Here is a 16070-nt window from a genome sequence, read left to right as displayed (position 1 = left end):
GCTTACTGCCTTTTTTTAATGACCTCAATGGTGCTGGCAACAACACCGTCCAGCGGCTGATCGATATCGACGATCAGAACATCGCTTTCGTCTGCACCCGGTTCCTGCAGTGCGTCAAACTGCGTCACCAGCATTTGGGTCTTGAAGAAGTGACCTTTACGGGCTTTCAGACGACTTTCGATCACGTCGAAATCGCCTTTCAGATAGATAAAGGAGAGGTTTGGATTACCGTCACGCAGCAGGTCGCGATAGGTCTTTTTCAGCGCGGAGCAGACAATCAGCGACACTTTGTTGGTGCGCTGCATCGCAAACGCGGCATCGTTCAGCGCCTGTAACCACGGCTTACGATCGTCGTCGTTCAGCGGCTCGCCAGCGGCCATTTTGGTGATGTTGCTGCGCGGGTGGAGGAAGTCGCCATCCAGAAATGCAGCCTGGAGTTGATGCGCCACTTCACTGGCGACGGCAGATTTACCGCTACCGGAAACGCCCATCAGAACGTAAACGTGGTGATCGAGATTTGTCGTGCTCAAAGGGTGCCCCTCAGTCAATTGTTACGGGTAACAGTTATCGGTAACATTGTCCTGCCGGGGCTATGGAGAAGCAATATCCATTCGTGCGCGAAGTGAATAAGTGTGAGCTACTTCAAATTTGTCAGACTAAATTGATCCACCCGGTGACAAGGTGAAACCTAAATCTAACATTTTAGGCGTCACGACTTCACCACGAATGCGCGCCAGCAGGCGTTCCGCACCGATACGGCCCATGCGTTCGCGCGGCGTCAGGACGCTCGCCAGACGGGGTTCCATCACCTGTCCGATATCGTGGCCGTGGAAACCGGCAATCGCCATATCGTCAGGGATTTTCAGCCCCAGGCGCTGACACTCAAAGGCTGCGCCGACCGCAAGGTCATCGTTGGTACAGAAAATACCATCAAGCTGGGGATACTCGCGCCTGGCCTGACGCATCAGCTCAATACCGGACGAGTAGGAAGAGGATTGCTCCACCATCACGCTGTACGGCGTTAAGTTGGCATCGAGCATGGCCTGCTCGTATCCCTTCTGTTTGATGATAGTACGTTCGTCGAGACGTGCGCCCAGATAGGCGACGTGGCGGTGACCGCGTGCGAGGATGGCGGCGGTCATCTGACGCGCGGCTTCGAAGTTATCGAACCCGACGGCGATATCCAGGCACGGGGACTGGCTGTCCATCAGCTCGACCACCGGAATACCGGCGACTTCAATCATCTTCAGGGTACGAGGTGTGTGAGTACGTTCCGTTAAGATCAGGCCGTCGATGTTCCAGGAGAGCATCGATTCAAGACGTTCCTCTTCCAGTTCCGGTTTGTACCCGTAGTGCGCGAGCATGGTCTGATAACCGTAGGCGTCGGTGACGCTTTCGATTCCGCGCAGCACTTCAGCGAAGACCTGGTTGGTTAAGGACGGAAGCAGAACACCGACCGCACGGCTGGTGGCATTGGAGAGAATATCGGGCGCGCGGTTGGGGATATAACCCAGTTCATCGAGAGCAGCGGCAATCTTGCCACGCAACGCCAGGGAAACCTGTTCCGGGTTACGCAAAAAGCGGCTGACCGTCATTTTGGTCACACCGACGCGATCGGCCACATCCTGAAGTACGGGTCGTTTCTTTTTCATCGTCCTGAGAGAAACCTTTAATGAGACATTCTCTCAGTTTATCACGGACAAAGGCCAACCTTCCCCGTCAAATGGGGAAGGTTGGGGATTTATTTATACAGGAGGCAAATCAAACAGCAGAATTTCACTTTCGCTGTCGGCATGAACGGACAACGCCTGCTCATCCCAAATCGCCAGACCGTCGGCGGTGGTGGCTTTGGTGCCGTTAATGGTCACTTCACCTTTTACCACCTGGATCCACACGCGGCGGTTCGCGGCAATCTGATGCACAGACTGTTCGTTTTTCGCCAGCGCCCAGCGATACAGCTCCATATCCTGATGCACTTTCAGGGAGCCCTCGCGCGCATCCGGAGAAAGCACCAGCTGTTTGCCCTGCAGGGCGTCAAAGCGGCGCTGCTCGTAGCGCGGCGTGATGCCGGTTTCTTCTGGAATGATCCAGATTTGATACAGGTGCAGTTTGTCGGTTTTGCTCGGGTTGTACTCCGAGTGACGCACCCCGGTACCGGCGCTCATAATCTGGAACTCACCGGCCGGAACCTGCTCTTCGTTACCCATGCTGTCTTTGTGCGCTACGGCCCCTTCAAGCACATAGGTCAGGATTTCCATGTCTTTGTGCGGATGGGTACCGAAGCCCTGGCCTGCGTCAATCACGTCATCGTTAATCACGCGCAGTGCCGAGAAGCCCATGAAGTTCGGGTCGTAATAGTCCGCGAACGAGAAGGTATGCCATGAGTCCAGCCAGCCATGATTTGCGTGACCACGATCGCCTGCTTTACGTAAAAAGATCATTGTTTTTCACCCCAGTTCGTTTCGATGGAGTAAGTGTGGACGCAAACCGCCTGGGATCATAGAGGGTGAAAATTGACTCCTCTGTTCAAAAATTATGAACAAGCACAGAGGAGTCGATTGGGCTTACTTCGCGAGGGTAATCGTGGCGGGAGTTGCCTGCTCGAACCCGCGTTCGAGGATCTCCAGATTGGTCAGAACTTCAGATTCCTTGACGTAATTCGGCGCGCCGGTCGTGATTGTCGCAAACAGGGCATCGTAGACGCGGCCATAGTCGCCAGTTTCCGGTGTAAGCGCCTCTTTCACCGTCACGCCGTCGCGATTAACGTACTCCAGCTGGCCTACCGATGCATCCGCCGCAAAGCCCGGTTCGCCCGGCATGATATTGGCTTTCAGGCTGGTCTCCTGCTGGTCGATACCGTATTTGATAAACGAGCCGCGGGTGCCGTGAACGATAAATTTCGGGTAGTCGGTTTTCACCAGATGGCTGGTTTTGACGATCGCCTTCAGGTCGCCGTAGAACAGTTGGGCTTCAAAGGTGTCGTCCGGGTTGGCTTTGTTGCGCAGGCTGCGGATGTCGTAGGCGACGTGATCCGGGCGGCCAAACAGGGAGATGATCTGGTCCATGGTGTGCACGCCCAGGCCGTAAAACGCGCCGTCCTGCGGCAGACCGGCTTTGGTTTCCGCTACCGGACGATACATGTCGAAATGGCTTTCGATCTCGACGATATCCCCCAGCTTGCCGCTCTCAATGGCCTGTTTCGCCAGCAGGAAGCAGGTATCAAAGCGACGGTTCTGGTACGGCGTGACGGTCAGCCCTTTGCTTTTTGCCAGCGCGAACAGTTCTTTCGCTTCCGCCATGGTCGGGGTGAAGGGTTTTTCCACCAGCACGTTTTTACCCGCTTCCAGCGCGCGTTTCGCGTACTCAAAGTGGCTGTCGGCGTGGGTACAGACGATCACCAGTTTGACCTGAGGATCGTTTAAGACCTCATCAAGATCGCTGGTGAAATGAATATGGGAATACTGCGGGGACTGCTCTTCCGGCTTCGCATGGCGGCGGAAGATGTGCGCCACATGCCAGCTGTCTTTACGGTTGAGAACATACGGAAGGTGATAGCGGGTGGTGCTTTTACCAAATCCAATAAATGCGCAATGTAATGTCATGGCTCAGTCCTTGTTAAGGTTGCTGGGACTACCATAGCGCAAGTTTTCTCATCGCCCCAACAAATGCTCGCGCAACAGCCGTCGGCGGCGCAGCCAGTTTGCGCACGGCAAGCGCGCAGCAACCGGAGCGTACTTAATGTACGTGAGGATTGCGAGCACTTCCCGGGGGCAAAATGGCAAGTAAGCCAGGCTGAAACAGGATAAAAAAAAGCCAGCTAGAAGCTGGCTAAAGTAATACTGGAAGCAATGTGAGCAATGTCGTGCTTTCAGGTTTCCGTAGAGGTCTTCCTGAACGCGAGACAATAATAATCATTCTCATTCGCACTTGTCCAATGTTTTTTGCAAAAAAGTGAGTTGACTCACCTTTCAAACTCCATGATGTTAAAGAGGACATTAACCTAACGAGGATGAAGGAATGAGTGAGATAGTGATACGCCACGCTGAACCGAAAGATTACGACGCGATTCGTCAGATCCACGCGCAGCCGGAGGTGTATCACAACACGCTACAGGTTCCTCATCCTTCCGAAGAGATGTGGCATAACCGGCTAGCGGAGCGTATTGGCGTGAAACAGCTTGTCGCCTGCATTGACGGTATCGTGGTCGGCCATCTGAGCATTGAAGTGACGCAGCGCCCGCGCCGCAGCCACGTGGCGGATTTTGGTATCTGCGTCGGTGCCCAGTGGCACAACCGCGGCGTCGCCAGCGCGCTGATCCGCACCATGATTGATATGTGCGACAACTGGCTGCGCGTCGATCGTATTGAGCTGACGGTGTTTGTCGACAACGAACCGGCGGTCGCGGTATATCGCAAGTTTGGTTTTGAAATCGAAGGGACCGGGAAGAAATATGCCCTGCGCAACGGCGAGTATGTGGATGCGTATTATATGGCGCGGGTGAAATAGCCCCCTCACCCCGGCCCTCTCCCCAAAGGGGCGAGGGGGAAAAGACGGCTCCGTGCGGTCCCCTCTCCCCTATGGGGAGAGGGTTAGGGTGAGGGGCGAAGCCGCCACCCGGCAACAAATCACTAATACCCCGCTGTCAAATCATCCACCGACCGCGGATCTGATGCCCCGGAAAGCGTACCGTCGGGCGCGACCACAATACTCTGCGTACTGCCCATCGCCTCTTTCACCACCACTTTCTGCCCGCGCTGCTCCAGCAACTTGATGGTGTCCGGGCTAAAGCCCTTCTCTACCCGCAGTTCGTCCGGCAGCCACTGATGGTGGAAACGCGGTGCGTTGGTCGCTTCGGCCACGTTCATGCCGAAATCAATGCTGTTGACCACCATCTGCAGTACCGTGGTGATAATGCGGCTCCCGCCAGGACTGCCCGTTACCAGCCAGGTTTTACCGTCTTTCACCACAATGGTCGGTGACATGGACGACAGCGGACGCTTCTTCGGCCCGACGGCATTCGCATCGCCGCCCACCAGCCCGTAGACGTTCGGCACGCCCGGTTTGGCGGAGAAATCATCCATCTCGTTATTGAGCAGAATGCCGCTGTTGCCCGCCACAATCCCGGTGCCAAACACCGTGTTAAGGGTATACGTCACCGCCACCGCGTTGCCGTCTTTATCCACCACCGAGAAGTGGGTGGTCTGGTTGCTCTCATACGGTGCCAGTTTGCCGGGGCGGATCTGGCTGGACGGCTTGGCTTTGTTGATATCAATCTGATCCGCCAGCGATTTGGCGTAGGCTTTGTTGGTCAGCGCCTGCCACGGTACTTTGACAAAATCCGGATCGCCGAGGTATTCCGAGCGGTCGGCGTAGGCAAATTTTTCCGCCTCGGCCATCACCTGCATCGCATCGGCGCTACCGAAGCCAAATTTGTGCATATCGAAGTTTTCAAGAATATTGAGGATCTGCACGATGTGAATTCCGCCGGAGGACGGCGGAGGCATGGAGAACACCTGATACCCGCGATACTCCCCGCTGATTGGCGTGCGCTCCACCGCTTTGTACTCCGCCAGATCCGCTTTGGTGATAAGCCCGCCGTTCTTCTGCATCTCGTCGGCAATCTGATCGGCAATCGCCCCTTTGTAGAACGCGTCCGGGCCGTTTTCGGCGATCAGCTCCAGGCTTTTGGCGAGGTTGGCCTGCACCAGTTTATCGCCCTTCTTCAGCGGCTCGCCGTCTTTCCAGAAGATGGCTTTGCTGTTTTCGTGATTCGGGATCACTTCGCTGCCGTAGGTTTTGAGATCGTCCGCCAGGGCGTCATTGACCACAAACCCGTCGCGCGCCAGTTTGATGGCGGGTTGAACCACTTTGTTCAGCGGCAACGTGCCGTATTTTTCCAGCGCCAGCGAGAAGCCAGCGACCGTTCCCGGCGTGCCGCTCGCCAGATGCGACGTCAGGGATTTTTTACTGTCCGGATTGCCCTGCTCGTCGAGGAACATATCCCGCGACGCCTGATTCGGCGCCATTTCGCGGAAGTCGATAGCCGTGGTATTGCCGTCTTTGGTGCGCAGCAGCATAAAGCCCCCGCCACCGAGATTCCCCGCCTGCGGATGGGTCACCGCCAGCGCATACCCCACCGCGACCGCCGCATCGACCGCGTTACCGCCCTGTTTGAGAATATCCACGCCGACCTGCGTGGCCATCGCGTCCACCGACGCCACCATCCCCTGCTTCGCGCGCACGGGATGAAACACATCTTCTTCCACGCCGTAGGAGACCGGCGGTGCGGCAGGCGGGTTCGCCGCCACGGTGAATGTCCCGCCCGCCATCAGCGCAGCGATCGCTACCCAGCGCAAAAACGTTGGTCTTATCATTGTTGTTCTCCAGGTGAAGGGATCCAGATTCCCGTTTAAGCCTGGTTCACAACTCCTAAAAAATCATCGTAGTGGCGGATTCGGGGTAAACTTAAGAGAAGCCTCAGAAGGAGGAGATGAGAATGAAACGTTACTTGATCTTAACGGCACTGCTTCCGTTCGCCGTGCTCGCACAGCCACTCAATACCATGAACAACCCGAACCAGCCGGGGTATGAGATCCCGAGCCAGCAGCGGATGCAGACCCAGATGTTGGGCCAACAGCAGCAGCAAAAAGGAATGTTAAATCAGCAGCTGAAGACCCAGACTCAGCTTCAGCAGCAGAGCCTGCAAAATCAGATGAATAACAATACGCAGATGATTCAGCAGGGCCAGCCGCGCGTGCAGCCGTTGCCGAATACCAACGGTGGGATGTTAAGCGGCGGGACGAGCGACGGTCAGCAGCAGCATATGCTGCCGCCGCGCTCGAACGGCGATATGCTCAATAATCCGCAGAATTAAAGTTCGGGCCAATCACGTCGATCGCATCGGTGCAGATGCAGTCCACGCCCCAGCGCAGCAACTCTGCCGCTCGCTGGGGTGTGTTCACCGTATAGACCAGGATGTGCAGTCCGGCGTCTTTGAGCATCTTCACGCGCGCCTCATCCAGCAGACGGTGATTCAGGTGGATCGACACGCACTCTAAGTGGGTGGTCAGCTCGTGCCAGTCGTCACGCCATTCATCCAGCAGTAATCCGCGCGGCAGTTCCGGCGCGGCGGCTTGTGCCGCTTCCAGAGCGTCGATTTCAAACGACGACAGCAGCGGCGCGGTCATCCCTTCCCACATTTCGCGCGCGGCCAGGGCAATCACTTTGCCCGTGAGCGGCCCGGTGCCGGTGGTCGGTTTGATTTCGATATTGGCCATCATCCCGTGCTGACGACAGCGATCCGCCACTTCCGCGAGCAACGGCAGCGGTTCGCCTTTGAACTCGCCGCTGAACCAGCTTCCGGCGTCCACTTTCAGCAGATCGCGCCACGGCAGATCGCCCGCCACGCCCCAGCCGTTGCTGGTGCGCTCGAGATTATCGTCGTGCAGCAGGAAAATTTCGCCATCTTTCGATAGCTTGGCGTCGAACTCGATCATCTGATGACCGTAATACGCGCCCTTATCAATCGCTGCCAGGGTGTTTTCCGGTGCTCGTTTCCCGCCGCCACGGTGGGCGACGATGTGAGGATATGGCCAGTTACTCATACGCGTTGTCCTGTTTCACCATCAAATAAGTGCAGGTGATTTTCCGGCAGATGCAGCCACAGCGTGCTCCCCGCCTTTGGGCGTTCCTGATGCGCCAGACGCACCACCAGCTTTTGATCGCCCCAGCGTCCGTGCGCCAGGTTGTCTGCCCCCAGCATCTCCAGCGTGTCCATCACCAGGGGCACGCCGCCTTCCGCCTGCGAGCTTAACGCAATATGTTCCGGGCGGATACCGAGCGTCATTTTACGCCCGGCGTAGCCGCGATAAAACCAGTTCACCGGCAGCGCCATGCCGCTCTCCAGCTCAAAATGGGTGCCCGCGTTGCTGATGCGTCCTTCCAGCAGGTTCATCGCCGGGCTGCCGATAAAGCTGGCAACAAAACGGCTGGCCGGTTTTTCGTAGACTTCTACCGGCGTACCAATCTGCTCGGCGATGCCTTTGTTCATCACCATCACGCGCTGGGCCAGCGTCATGGCTTCGACCTGATCGTGGGTGACGTACAGGGAGGTGGTTTTCAGGCGACGATGCAGATGCTGCAGTTCGAGGCGCATCTGCACGCGCAGTTTGGCGTCGAGGTTGGAGAGCGGTTCGTCGAACAGGAACACCGCCGGATCGCGCACTATGGCGCGGCCCATCGCCACGCGCTGGCGCTGGCCGCCGGAGAGCTCGCGCGGTCTGCGTTTCAGCAGGCCGTCCAGCTCCAGAATGCGCGCTGCCTCTTTGACTTTCTCTTCGATATGGCCCTTGCCCATCCCGCGGATTTTCAGGCCCCAGGCCATGTTCTCTTCCACGCTCATGTGCGGATAGAGGGCGTAGTTCTGGAATACCATCGCGATCCCGCGATCTTTCGGTTCCATTTCGGTGACGCGCTGGCGGTCAATCCAGATATCACCGCTGGTCACGCGCTCAAGCCCGGCGACCATGCGCAGCAGCGTCGATTTCCCGCAGCCGGACGGGCCGACCATCACGATAAATTCACCGTCCGCCACGTCGAGCGTCAGGGGTTGAATCACCTGGTTTTTGCCGTCCCAGCTTTTGGTGACTGCCTGTAGTTTTAATCCTGCCATCTTATTTCTCACTGTCTACTAAACCGCGCACGAACGCGCGCTGCATGGCTAAAACGATAACGACCGGGGGGATCAGCGTGAGCAGCATTGCCGCCATCACCTGGTTCCATAGAGTGGTGCCTTCGCCGGTGGCGATCATGCCTTTGATGCCCGCCACGGCGGTACCGAGATTGACGTCCTGCACAATCAGCAGCGGCCACAGATACTGGTTCCAGCCGTAGATGAAGGTGATGACGAACAGCGCCGCGAGGTTGGTTTTGGAAAGCGGCAAAACGATGTCACGGAAGAAACGCATCGGCGAGGCACCGTCGATTCGCGCCGCTTCAATCAGTTCGTCCGGCAGAGTCATAAAGAACTGGCGGAACAGGAAAGTCGCGGTCGCCGAGGCCATCAGCGGCAGCGTCAGGCCCGCGTAGCTGTCGAGCATCCCGAGATTGGCGATCACTTCCACGGTCGGAAAAATACGCACTTCGACCGGCAGCATCAGGGTGATAAAAATCATCCAGAAGAAGAGGTTACGCAGGGGAAAGCGGAACCAGACGATGGCAAAGGCCGAGAGCATCGACACCACGATTTTGCCGACGGTAATGCCAAACGCCATGATGAAACTGTTGAGCATCATCAGCCAGAACGGCGCGCTGTTGGCCCCGACGCCCTGGGTCCAGATGGTCGCCATGTTCTCGAAAAGATGGCCGCCGGGAACCAGCGTCATCGGCGTGTCGAAGACGGCTTTGGTATCCAGCGTGGCGGCGACAAAGGCCACGTACAGCGGGAAGAGGATGACGATGATCCCGAGAATCAACATGGTGTGGCTGAAAATCGTCAGCCCCGGACGGTTCTCAATCATTGGTAACGCACCTTACTTTCGACATAGCGGAACTGAACCACCGTCAGCACAATCACCAGGCCCATCAGCACCACGGACTGCGCGGCTGAGGCTGAGAGATCCAGACCGGCAAAGCCTTCGCGATAGATTTTGTAGATAAGCGTGGTGGTGGCCTGCACCGGTCCACCGGCAGTGGCGGCGTCGATCACCGGGAAGGTGTCGAAGAAGGCATAGACCAGGTTGACCACCAGCAGGAAGAAACTCACGGGTGCAATCAGCGGCAGCGCCAGTTTGAAGAAGCGGCGAATCGGCCCCGCGCCGTCAATCGCGGCGGCTTCGACCAGCGATCGTGGAATGGATTGCAGCGCGGCGAAGAAGAACAGGAAGTTGTAGCTGATCTGCTTCCACACCGAGGCGAAGACCACCAGGAACATCGCCTGACCGCTGTTCTGGGCGTGGTTCCAGTCGTATCCAAATTCACCGAGGAAATGGGTGATCAGCCCGCGCCCTGGGTTAAAGAGGAAGATCCACAGCACGGCGGCGACGGCGGGTGCCACGGCGTAGGGCAGCAGCATCAGGGTCTGATACAGACGGCTGCCGCGCACCACGTAATCCACCAGCGCGGCGAAAAACAGGGAGACCACGAGGCCGCTGACGGTGACCAGGGCGCTGAATTTGATCGTCGTCCAGAAGGAGTCGAGATAATAGCTGTCGTGGAACAGCGCGGTGAAGTTGTCCAGGCCGACAAACTGGCTGGAGAGCCCGAACGGATCGACGCTTTGCACTGAGTACCACAGCGCTTCGCCCGCAGGCCAGATGAAAAAGATAACGGTGATAATCAGCTGCGGGGCGACCAGCAAATAGGGCAGCCAGCGCGAACGGAATACCGGACGGGATGATGACATAGCGGGACTCTTTTCCAGAAAACGCCGGGTGGCGGCTGCGCCTTACCCGGCCTACAAGGACGACATGGTGCGTTCTGTAGGCCGGATAAGCGCAGCGCCATCCGGCAAAAGCATTAAGACTTCGTCGACTGCTCAAAGCGGCGCAGCAGCTGATTCCCGCGCTCTACCGCGGAATCCAGCGCCTGCTGTGGCGTTTTCTTACCGGTCCAGACGCTTTCCAGCTCTTCATCCACAATGGTACGAATCTGCGGCATGTTGCCCAGACGCAGACCTTTGGTGAACGGTAACGGCGGCTTGTTCAGCATCTGGCGCGTGGCGATATCCGCACCTGGATTTTTGTCGTAGAAGCCTTGCTCGCGCGTCAGGTCGTAAGCGGCTTTAGTGATCGGCAGATAGCCGGTCTTCTGGTGCCACTCGGCGGCGTTTTCAGGTTTCGCGAGGAAGTCGAGGAACTCCGCCACGCCTTTATAGGTGCCATTGTCTTTGCCCTGCATCACCCACAGGCTTGCCCCGCCGATGATGGCGTTCTGCGGCGCGCCTTTGACGTCGGCGTCGTAAGGCATCATGCCGACGCCGTAGTTGAATTTGGCGTAGTGACGGATATCCGCCAGCGACCCGGAAGAGGCGGTGGTGATGGCGCAGTCGCCGTTGTAGAACTTCTCGGTGGATTCGTCTTTACGCCCGAAGTAGCTGAAATCGCCCTTCTTGTTCAGCGCTTCCAGCAGGGCGATGTGTTTCACCTGCTCTGGCTTGTTGAACTCGAGCACCGCATCGGTGCCGTCAAAGCCGTTGTTTTTGGTCGCGACTGGCAGACCGTGCCAGGCGCTGAAGTTTTCGATCTGGATCCAGCCCTGCCAGCCGCTGGCGTAGCCACATTTCATGCCTGCCGCTTTCAGTTTGGCGGTGTACTCCGCCAGGTCCTGCCAGGTTTTCGGCGGCTGATCCGGGTTTAAACCGGCTTTTTTGAAGGCGTCTTTGTTGTAGTACAGCACCGGGGTGGAGCTGTTAAACGGCTGAGACAGCAGATGCCCGGTTTTGGAATCGGTGTAGTAACCGGACACCGTTGGCACGAACTGGGATTCATCGAAGTTAATGCCCGCGTCTTTAAACACTTCGTAGACCGGCTTGATCGCTTTCGAGGCCATCATGGTGGCGGTGCCGACTTCATACACCTGCAGCAGCGCCGGTGCGTTACCGGTACGGAACGCCGCGATACCCGCGCTCAGGCTCTGCTCGTAGTTACCTTTGTACACCGGCACAATTTTGTAATCCGGGTGGGTGTCGTTGAAACGTTGCGCCAGGGAATCAACCTCTTTGCCCAACTCCCCTTCCATGGAATGCCAGAACGGAATCGTGGTGACAGCCATTGCGTTCGTCGCAAAAGCCAGACCGATTGCCAGACCCAAAGCTGTGTGTCGTAACGAAGTCATTGTCATCTCTCTTTATTGTGCCGGATGCGCGATATCACGCGTTTTATGCTCGCGAGGTAACATGACATGCTCGAATGACAGAAAAATAACTGTTTATTTACAGAATGATGACAGGCAGGGGTCAGGGGAATGATGGAATGGTGACGGTTGCATGGCAAAAAAAGCCGGGTGGCGGCTGCGCCTTACCCGGCCTACGATTCAAAATGACGACGGGTAATAGGGTTTGCCTGATTCCAGACTTTTGTGTTGTCGATTGTCTTCCCGCCGCTTCTGCTCTTTCTGGATATCGGTTTTCTGGTCCTGATAACCCGGGCAGACAGACGACTGTAAGATTTCACACGGATCCTGTTTGTTTTCGTCCGGCTTATTGGGCTCCTGCCAGATGGAAGGGTCGCGTGGGTTAATGTTCTCTGCAGCGTTTGCCGTAAGACAGCATGCCGCGAGGGCAAACAGATAGATACGTTTCATCCCGATCTCCTTTCAGGGTTTGTAGGCCCGGTAAGCGCAGCGCCACCGGGCAACAACAGACGGCTCAGCCGCCCAAATACGCACTCCGCACCGCTTCGTTCGCCAGCAGCGCGTCGCCGGTATCGGAAAGCACCACGTGGCCGTTCTCCAGCACGTAGCCGCGATCCGCGAGCTTCAGCGCCTGGTTGGCGTTCTGCTCGACGAGGAAGATGGTCATCCCCTCTTTGCGCAGCTGCTCGATGGTGTCGAAAATCTGCTGAATGATAATTGGTGCGAGGCCGAGCGACGGCTCGTCCAACAGCAGCAGGCGCGGCTGACTCATCAGCGCACGGCCAATCGCCAGCATCTGCTGCTCACCGCCGGACATGGTGCCTGCGCGCTGAATGCGGCGTTCGTACAGACGCGGGAAGAGTTCATACACGCGCTTGATGCGGGTCTGATACTGATCGCGCTCGGCAAAGAAGCCGCCCATCGCCAGGTTCTCTTCCACCGTCATCCGGGAAAACACCCGGCGACCTTCGGGAACAATCGCCACCGCTTCACGCATGATTTTGGCGGTCTGCCAGTCGGTGATGTCTTTCCCGTCAAAGACGATGCGCCCGCTGGTGGCACGCGGATCGCCGCACAGGGTGCCGAGCAGCGTGGTTTTCCCCGCGCCGTTGGCCCCGATGAGCGTCACGATCTCGCCCTGATTGATATGCAGGCTGACGTCGTGCAGCGCCTGAATCTTGCCGTAGTGGGCATTCACATTGTCAAAAGATAACATCGCTTTTTCCATTTTATGCCTCACCCAGATAGGCGCGGATCACGTCTGGGTTATGTCGGATTTCATCAGGCGTGCCGTTCGCCAGCGGCGTGCCCTGGTTGACCACGTAGATACGATCGGAGATGCCCATCACCAGTTTCATATCGTGCTCAATCAGCAGAATGGTGGTGTCGTGATGGTTACGCAGCTCGACGATCAGCTCGTCCAGCTCTTTGGTCTCTTTCGGGTTCAGACCAGCGGCAGGTTCATCGAGCATCAGGATTTCCGGCTGCGTCACCATGCAGCGGACAATCTCCAGACGACGCTGATCGCCGTAGGCCAGGTTGCTCGCCTGACGGTTGGCGTGCTGCAGCAGGCCGATACGATCGAGCCAGGTCGCGGCACGATCCAGGGCTTCGCTCTGCGCGCGGCGGAAGGCCGGAGTTTTCAGCAGACCGGAGAACACGCCGGTTTTCAGCTGCTGATGTTGCGCCACCAGCAGGTTTTCAATCACCGTCATCTCGCGGAACAGACGCACGTGCTGGAAGGTACGCACCACGCCCATGCGGGCAATTTGCTGGCCCGGCAGCCCTTCAAGATGCTGATCGCGCAGCATGATGGTCCCGCCCGTCGGTTTGTAGAAACCGGTCAGGCAGTTGAACACCGTGGTTTTCCCCGCGCCGTTCGGGCCAATCAGGGAGACAATCTCTTTCGGGAACAGGTCTAGCGAGACGTTATTGACCGCCAGCAGGCCGCCAAAACGCATCATCAGGCCGTTCACGGATAATAATGGCTGACTCATGCCTGCTCTCCTTTCGCTTGCCCGTTCTTCAGCTTCAACTGTGGACGGGTCATCGGCAGCAAGCCCTGCGGACGCCAGATCATCATCAGTACCATCAAACCACCCAGCATCAACATGCTGTATTCGTTAAAGTCACGCATCAGCTCGCGAGAAACCACCAGCAGAATTGCCGCGAGGATCACCGCAAACTGCGAACCCATCCCGCCGAGCACTACGATAGCGAGCACAAAGGCCGATTCGGCAAAGGTGAAGGATTCCGGGCTGACGAAGCCCTGACGTGCGGCAAACAGGGTTCCGGCAAAACCGGCGAACGCGGCGCTGATGGTAAAGGCGGTCAGCTTGATGCGCGTCGGGTTCAGGCCCAGGGAGCGGCAGGCGATTTCATCTTCGCGCAGCGCTTCCCACGCGCGGCCGAGCGGCATACGCAGCAGACGGTTAATCACAAACAACGTAATGACCACCAGCAGCAGCGCCACCAGATAGAGCCAAATCACACGGTCGGACGGATCGTACTTCACACCGAAGAAGTTGCTGAACGTATCCCAGCCCCCTTCCCGCGCGGAACGGCTGAACTCCAGGCCGAAGAAGGTCGGTTTCGGGATCTGGCTGATGCCGTTCGGGCCGCCGGTCACTTCGGTGTTGTTGAGCAACAGGATACGGACGATTTCGCCGAAGCCTAAGGTCACAATCGCCAGATAGTCGCCGCGCAGACGCAGCACCGGGAAGCCGAGCAGGAAACCGGCGGCGGCAGAGACCAGGCCCGCCAGCGGCAGACAGGTCCAGAAGCCCAGCCCGTAATAGTGGTTCAGCAGCGCGAAGGTGTAAGCACCGATAGCGTAAAACCCGCCGTAGCCCAGCACCAGCAGGCCCGACAGACCGACCACCACGTTCAGACCGAGGCCCAGAATCACGTAGATCATGGTCAGGGTGGCGATATCCACCGTCCCGCGAGAGACCACGAACGGCCATGCAACAGCGGCTACCAGCAGTGCCACGAGGAACAGCTTCTGTTTAACGGTCGAACCATCAATGGCAGGCAGCACGAATTTCGGGCCGGAGACGTTTTTCAACGTCTTCTGGAACACCGGACGCAGCAGCTGGAACAGGAACACCACGGTGGTGCCGACAAACACCCACTGCCAGCGGATATCCGCAGCGGTATCGACCACCAGTTTGGTGCCATCCAGTTCTAACTGCACGCCCATAAAGACGCCCGCGAGGACGAAGAACATGGCGGCAGAGAGGAGCGCCATCGCAAAATGCATCGGTTTCATACTTTCTCTACCTCCGGACGACCCAGGATCCCGGTAGGCATCACCAGCAGCACCAGAATCAGGAGGGCGAACGACACCACGTCTTTATATTCGGTACTCAGGTACGCCGAGGAGAGCGCTTCGGCCACGCCCAGAATCAGGCCGCCGATCATCGCGCCAGGAATACTGCCGATCCCACCCAGAACCGCGGCGGTGAAGGCTTTCATCCCGGCCATAAAGCCGATGTACGGGTTGATCACGCCGTAGAACTGACCGAGCAGCACGCCCGCGACGGCGGCCATCGCTGCACCAATCACAAAGGTCAGGGCGATCACGCGGTCGGTGTTAATCCCGAGCAGGCTGGCCATTTTCAGATCTTCTGCGCAGGCGCGGCAGGCGCGGCCCATGCGGGAATAACGGATGAAAATGGTCAGCGCCAGCATCGCCAGGAAGGTCACAATCCAGATAACCAACTGCATGGTGGTGATAGACGCCGAGAAGTTTTCGCTGGCTCCGACAATCCACTGACCGTTGAACAGGCTTGGCAGCGCCACGTCGCGTGACCCTTCCGTCAGGCTGACGTAGTTTTGCAGGAAGATGGACATCCCGATGGCGGAGATGAGCGCAATCAGACGCTTGGAGCTGCGCACGGGCCGATAGGCCACGCGCTCGATGCTCCAGCCGTAGGCGCTGGCAATCACAATCGCGCCGACAAACCCGGCACCTACCAGCAGCCAGCTGCTGTCGATGCCCATCATCATCAGGGCGGCGATGATCATAAAGGAGACATAGCTGCCGATCATATAGACCTCGCCGTGGGCGAAGTTGATCATGCCGATAATGCCGTAAACCATGGTGTAGCCGATGGCGATCAGCGCATAGGTGCTTCCCAGCGTGACGCCGTTAAACATCTGCTGCAAGAAATAGAGAAACTGCTCGGACATAAGAAAACCTTTTTATAACCGCCCGT

The 16070-nt window shown here is 57.6% G+C and carries 17 protein-coding genes; 2 read left to right on the top strand and 15 right to left on the bottom strand.

Annotation, left to right across the window (positions count from 1 at the left end; genetic code table 11):
• Positions 1–2 precede the first annotated feature (2 nt).
• The 4 genes from gntK to QQF33_RS04775 all read right to left on the bottom strand — a co-directional run bounded on the left by gntK (position 3) and on the right by QQF33_RS04775 (position 3602).
• A complete protein-coding gene (gene gntK, locus QQF33_RS04790) occupies positions 3–530 on the bottom strand; it encodes a gluconokinase (RefSeq protein ID WP_282493548.1) in 528 nt (175 codons plus the stop codon).
• A gap of 126 nt (positions 531–656) precedes the next feature.
• A complete protein-coding gene (gene gntR, locus QQF33_RS04785; RefSeq protein WP_100778571.1) occupies positions 657–1652 on the bottom strand; it encodes a gluconate operon transcriptional repressor GntR in 996 nt (331 codons plus the stop codon).
• Positions 1653–1745: 93 nt separating this feature from the next.
• Positions 1746–2441 carry a pirin family protein gene (locus QQF33_RS04780; protein ID WP_285148462.1) on the bottom strand — a complete coding sequence of 232 codons (696 nt, stop codon included), beginning with the start codon at positions 2439–2441 and terminating at the stop codon, positions 1746–1748.
• A 123-nt stretch (positions 2442–2564) separates the two neighbouring features.
• Positions 2565–3602 carry an oxidoreductase gene (locus tag QQF33_RS04775; RefSeq protein WP_285148461.1) on the bottom strand — a complete coding sequence of 346 codons (1038 nt, stop codon included), beginning with the start codon at positions 3600–3602 and terminating at the stop codon, positions 2565–2567.
• Between the two features lie 415 nt (positions 3603–4017).
• Between QQF33_RS04775 and yhhY the strand changes: the two genes are divergently transcribed.
• Positions 4018–4506, top strand: coding sequence for an N-acetyltransferase (gene yhhY, locus QQF33_RS04770; RefSeq protein WP_285148460.1), 489 nt, complete (start codon positions 4018–4020; stop codon positions 4504–4506).
• A gap of 122 nt (positions 4507–4628) precedes the next feature.
• On the opposite strand, the gene ggt is transcribed toward yhhY, so the two are convergent.
• Complete coding sequence (gene ggt / locus QQF33_RS04765; RefSeq protein WP_285149965.1) at positions 4629–6374, bottom strand: gamma-glutamyltransferase; 1746 nt, start codon at positions 6372–6374, stop codon at positions 4629–4631.
• Positions 6375–6496: 122 nt separating this feature from the next.
• Between ggt and QQF33_RS04760 the strand changes: the two genes are divergently transcribed.
• Positions 6497–6874 carry a DUF2756 family protein gene (locus QQF33_RS04760; RefSeq protein ID WP_285149964.1) on the top strand — a complete coding sequence of 126 codons (378 nt, stop codon included), beginning with the start codon at positions 6497–6499 and terminating at the stop codon, positions 6872–6874.
• On the opposite strand, the gene ugpQ is transcribed toward QQF33_RS04760, so the two are convergent.
• The 10 genes from ugpQ to livH form a co-directional block, all read right to left on the bottom strand.
• Entirely contained in the window at positions 6855–7604 is a 750-nt protein-coding gene (gene ugpQ, locus QQF33_RS04755) for a glycerophosphodiester phosphodiesterase (protein ID WP_285149963.1), read from the bottom strand. The two genes, QQF33_RS04760 and ugpQ, sit on opposite strands and share 20 nt — an antisense overlap.
• On the bottom strand, positions 7601–8671 hold the full coding sequence (locus QQF33_RS04750) for a sn-glycerol-3-phosphate import ATP-binding protein UgpC (protein WP_285146135.1): 1071 nt from the start codon (positions 8669–8671) through the stop codon (positions 7601–7603). Before QQF33_RS04750 ends, ugpQ begins: the two co-directional genes overlap by 4 nt.
• Before the next feature lies 1 nt (position 8672).
• Positions 8673–9518, bottom strand: coding sequence for a sn-glycerol-3-phosphate ABC transporter permease UgpE (ugpE, locus tag QQF33_RS04745; RefSeq protein ID WP_282493556.1), 846 nt, complete (start codon positions 9516–9518; stop codon positions 8673–8675).
• Positions 9515–10402, bottom strand: coding sequence for a sn-glycerol-3-phosphate ABC transporter permease UgpA (gene ugpA, locus QQF33_RS04740; RefSeq protein WP_282493557.1), 888 nt, complete (start codon positions 10400–10402; stop codon positions 9515–9517). The genes ugpE and ugpA overlap by 4 nt, the downstream gene beginning before the upstream one ends.
• Before the next feature lie 113 nt (positions 10403–10515).
• A complete protein-coding gene (ugpB, locus tag QQF33_RS04735; RefSeq protein ID WP_282493558.1) occupies positions 10516–11832 on the bottom strand; it encodes a sn-glycerol-3-phosphate ABC transporter substrate-binding protein UgpB in 1317 nt (438 codons plus the stop codon).
• A gap of 198 nt (positions 11833–12030) precedes the next feature.
• Positions 12031–12300: a hypothetical protein gene (locus tag QQF33_RS04730; RefSeq protein WP_282493559.1), complete on the bottom strand. Its 270-nt coding sequence runs from the start codon at positions 12298–12300 to the stop codon at positions 12031–12033.
• A 64-nt stretch (positions 12301–12364) separates the two neighbouring features.
• The gene (gene livF / locus QQF33_RS04725; protein ID WP_282493560.1) at positions 12365–13078 is read right to left on the bottom strand and encodes a high-affinity branched-chain amino acid ABC transporter ATP-binding protein LivF; all 714 of its coding nucleotides are present in this window, start codon (positions 13076–13078) and stop codon (positions 12365–12367) included.
• Position 13079: 1 nt separating this feature from the next.
• Positions 13080–13847, bottom strand: a complete 768-nt coding sequence (livG, locus tag QQF33_RS04720) for a high-affinity branched-chain amino acid ABC transporter ATP-binding protein LivG (RefSeq protein WP_282493561.1) — start codon at positions 13845–13847, stop codon at positions 13080–13082.
• Complete coding sequence (locus tag QQF33_RS04715; protein ID WP_285157466.1) at positions 13844–15121, bottom strand: high-affinity branched-chain amino acid ABC transporter permease LivM; 1278 nt, start codon at positions 15119–15121, stop codon at positions 13844–13846. Before QQF33_RS04715 ends, livG begins: the two co-directional genes overlap by 4 nt.
• Entirely contained in the window at positions 15118–16044 is a 927-nt protein-coding gene (gene livH, locus QQF33_RS04710; protein ID WP_095283762.1) for a high-affinity branched-chain amino acid ABC transporter permease LivH, read from the bottom strand. The genes QQF33_RS04715 and livH overlap by 4 nt, the downstream gene beginning before the upstream one ends.
• Positions 16045–16070 lie beyond the last annotated feature (26 nt).

Source organism: Lelliottia wanjuensis, from assembly GCF_030238365.1.
Lineage (GTDB): Bacteria > Pseudomonadota > Gammaproteobacteria > Enterobacterales > Enterobacteriaceae > Enterobacter > Enterobacter wanjuensis.
Note: the sequence above shows the minus strand (reverse complement) of the source record. Positions and strands in the feature narration are given on the sequence as shown.

Coding starts and splice junctions, on each gene's coding strand:
- yhhY (WP_285148460.1), top strand. CDS start 4,018: ATGAGTGAGATAGTGATACGCCACGCTGAACCGAAAGATTACGACGCG.
- QQF33_RS04750 (WP_285146135.1), bottom strand. CDS start 8,671: ATGGCAGGATTAAAACTACAGGCAGTCACCAAAAGCTGGGACGGCAAA.
- gntR (WP_100778571.1), bottom strand. CDS start 1,652: ATGAAAAAGAAACGACCCGTACTTCAGGATGTGGCCGATCGCGTCGGT.
- ugpA (WP_282493557.1), bottom strand. CDS start 10,402: ATGTCATCATCCCGTCCGGTATTCCGTTCGCGCTGGCTGCCCTATTTG.
- ugpQ (WP_285149963.1), bottom strand. CDS start 7,604: ATGAGTAACTGGCCATATCCTCACATCGTCGCCCACCGTGGCGGCGGG.
- QQF33_RS04730 (WP_282493559.1), bottom strand. CDS start 12,300: ATGAAACGTATCTATCTGTTTGCCCTCGCGGCATGCTGTCTTACGGCA.
- QQF33_RS04780 (WP_285148462.1), bottom strand. CDS start 2,441: ATGATCTTTTTACGTAAAGCAGGCGATCGTGGTCACGCAAATCATGGC.
- QQF33_RS04760 (WP_285149964.1), top strand. CDS start 6,497: ATGAAACGTTACTTGATCTTAACGGCACTGCTTCCGTTCGCCGTGCTC.
- QQF33_RS04775 (WP_285148461.1), bottom strand. CDS start 3,602: ATGACATTACATTGCGCATTTATTGGATTTGGTAAAAGCACCACCCGC.
- livH (WP_095283762.1), bottom strand. CDS start 16,044: ATGTCCGAGCAGTTTCTCTATTTCTTGCAGCAGATGTTTAACGGCGTC.
- livF (WP_282493560.1), bottom strand. CDS start 13,078: ATGGAAAAAGCGATGTTATCTTTTGACAATGTGAATGCCCACTACGGC.
- livG (WP_282493561.1), bottom strand. CDS start 13,847: ATGAGTCAGCCATTATTATCCGTGAACGGCCTGATGATGCGTTTTGGC.
- QQF33_RS04715 (WP_285157466.1), bottom strand. CDS start 15,121: ATGAAACCGATGCATTTTGCGATGGCGCTCCTCTCTGCCGCCATGTTC.
- ugpB (WP_282493558.1), bottom strand. CDS start 11,832: ATGACTTCGTTACGACACACAGCTTTGGGTCTGGCAATCGGTCTGGCT.
- ugpE (WP_282493556.1), bottom strand. CDS start 9,518: ATGATTGAGAACCGTCCGGGGCTGACGATTTTCAGCCACACCATGTTG.
- ggt (WP_285149965.1), bottom strand. CDS start 6,374: ATGATAAGACCAACGTTTTTGCGCTGGGTAGCGATCGCTGCGCTGATG.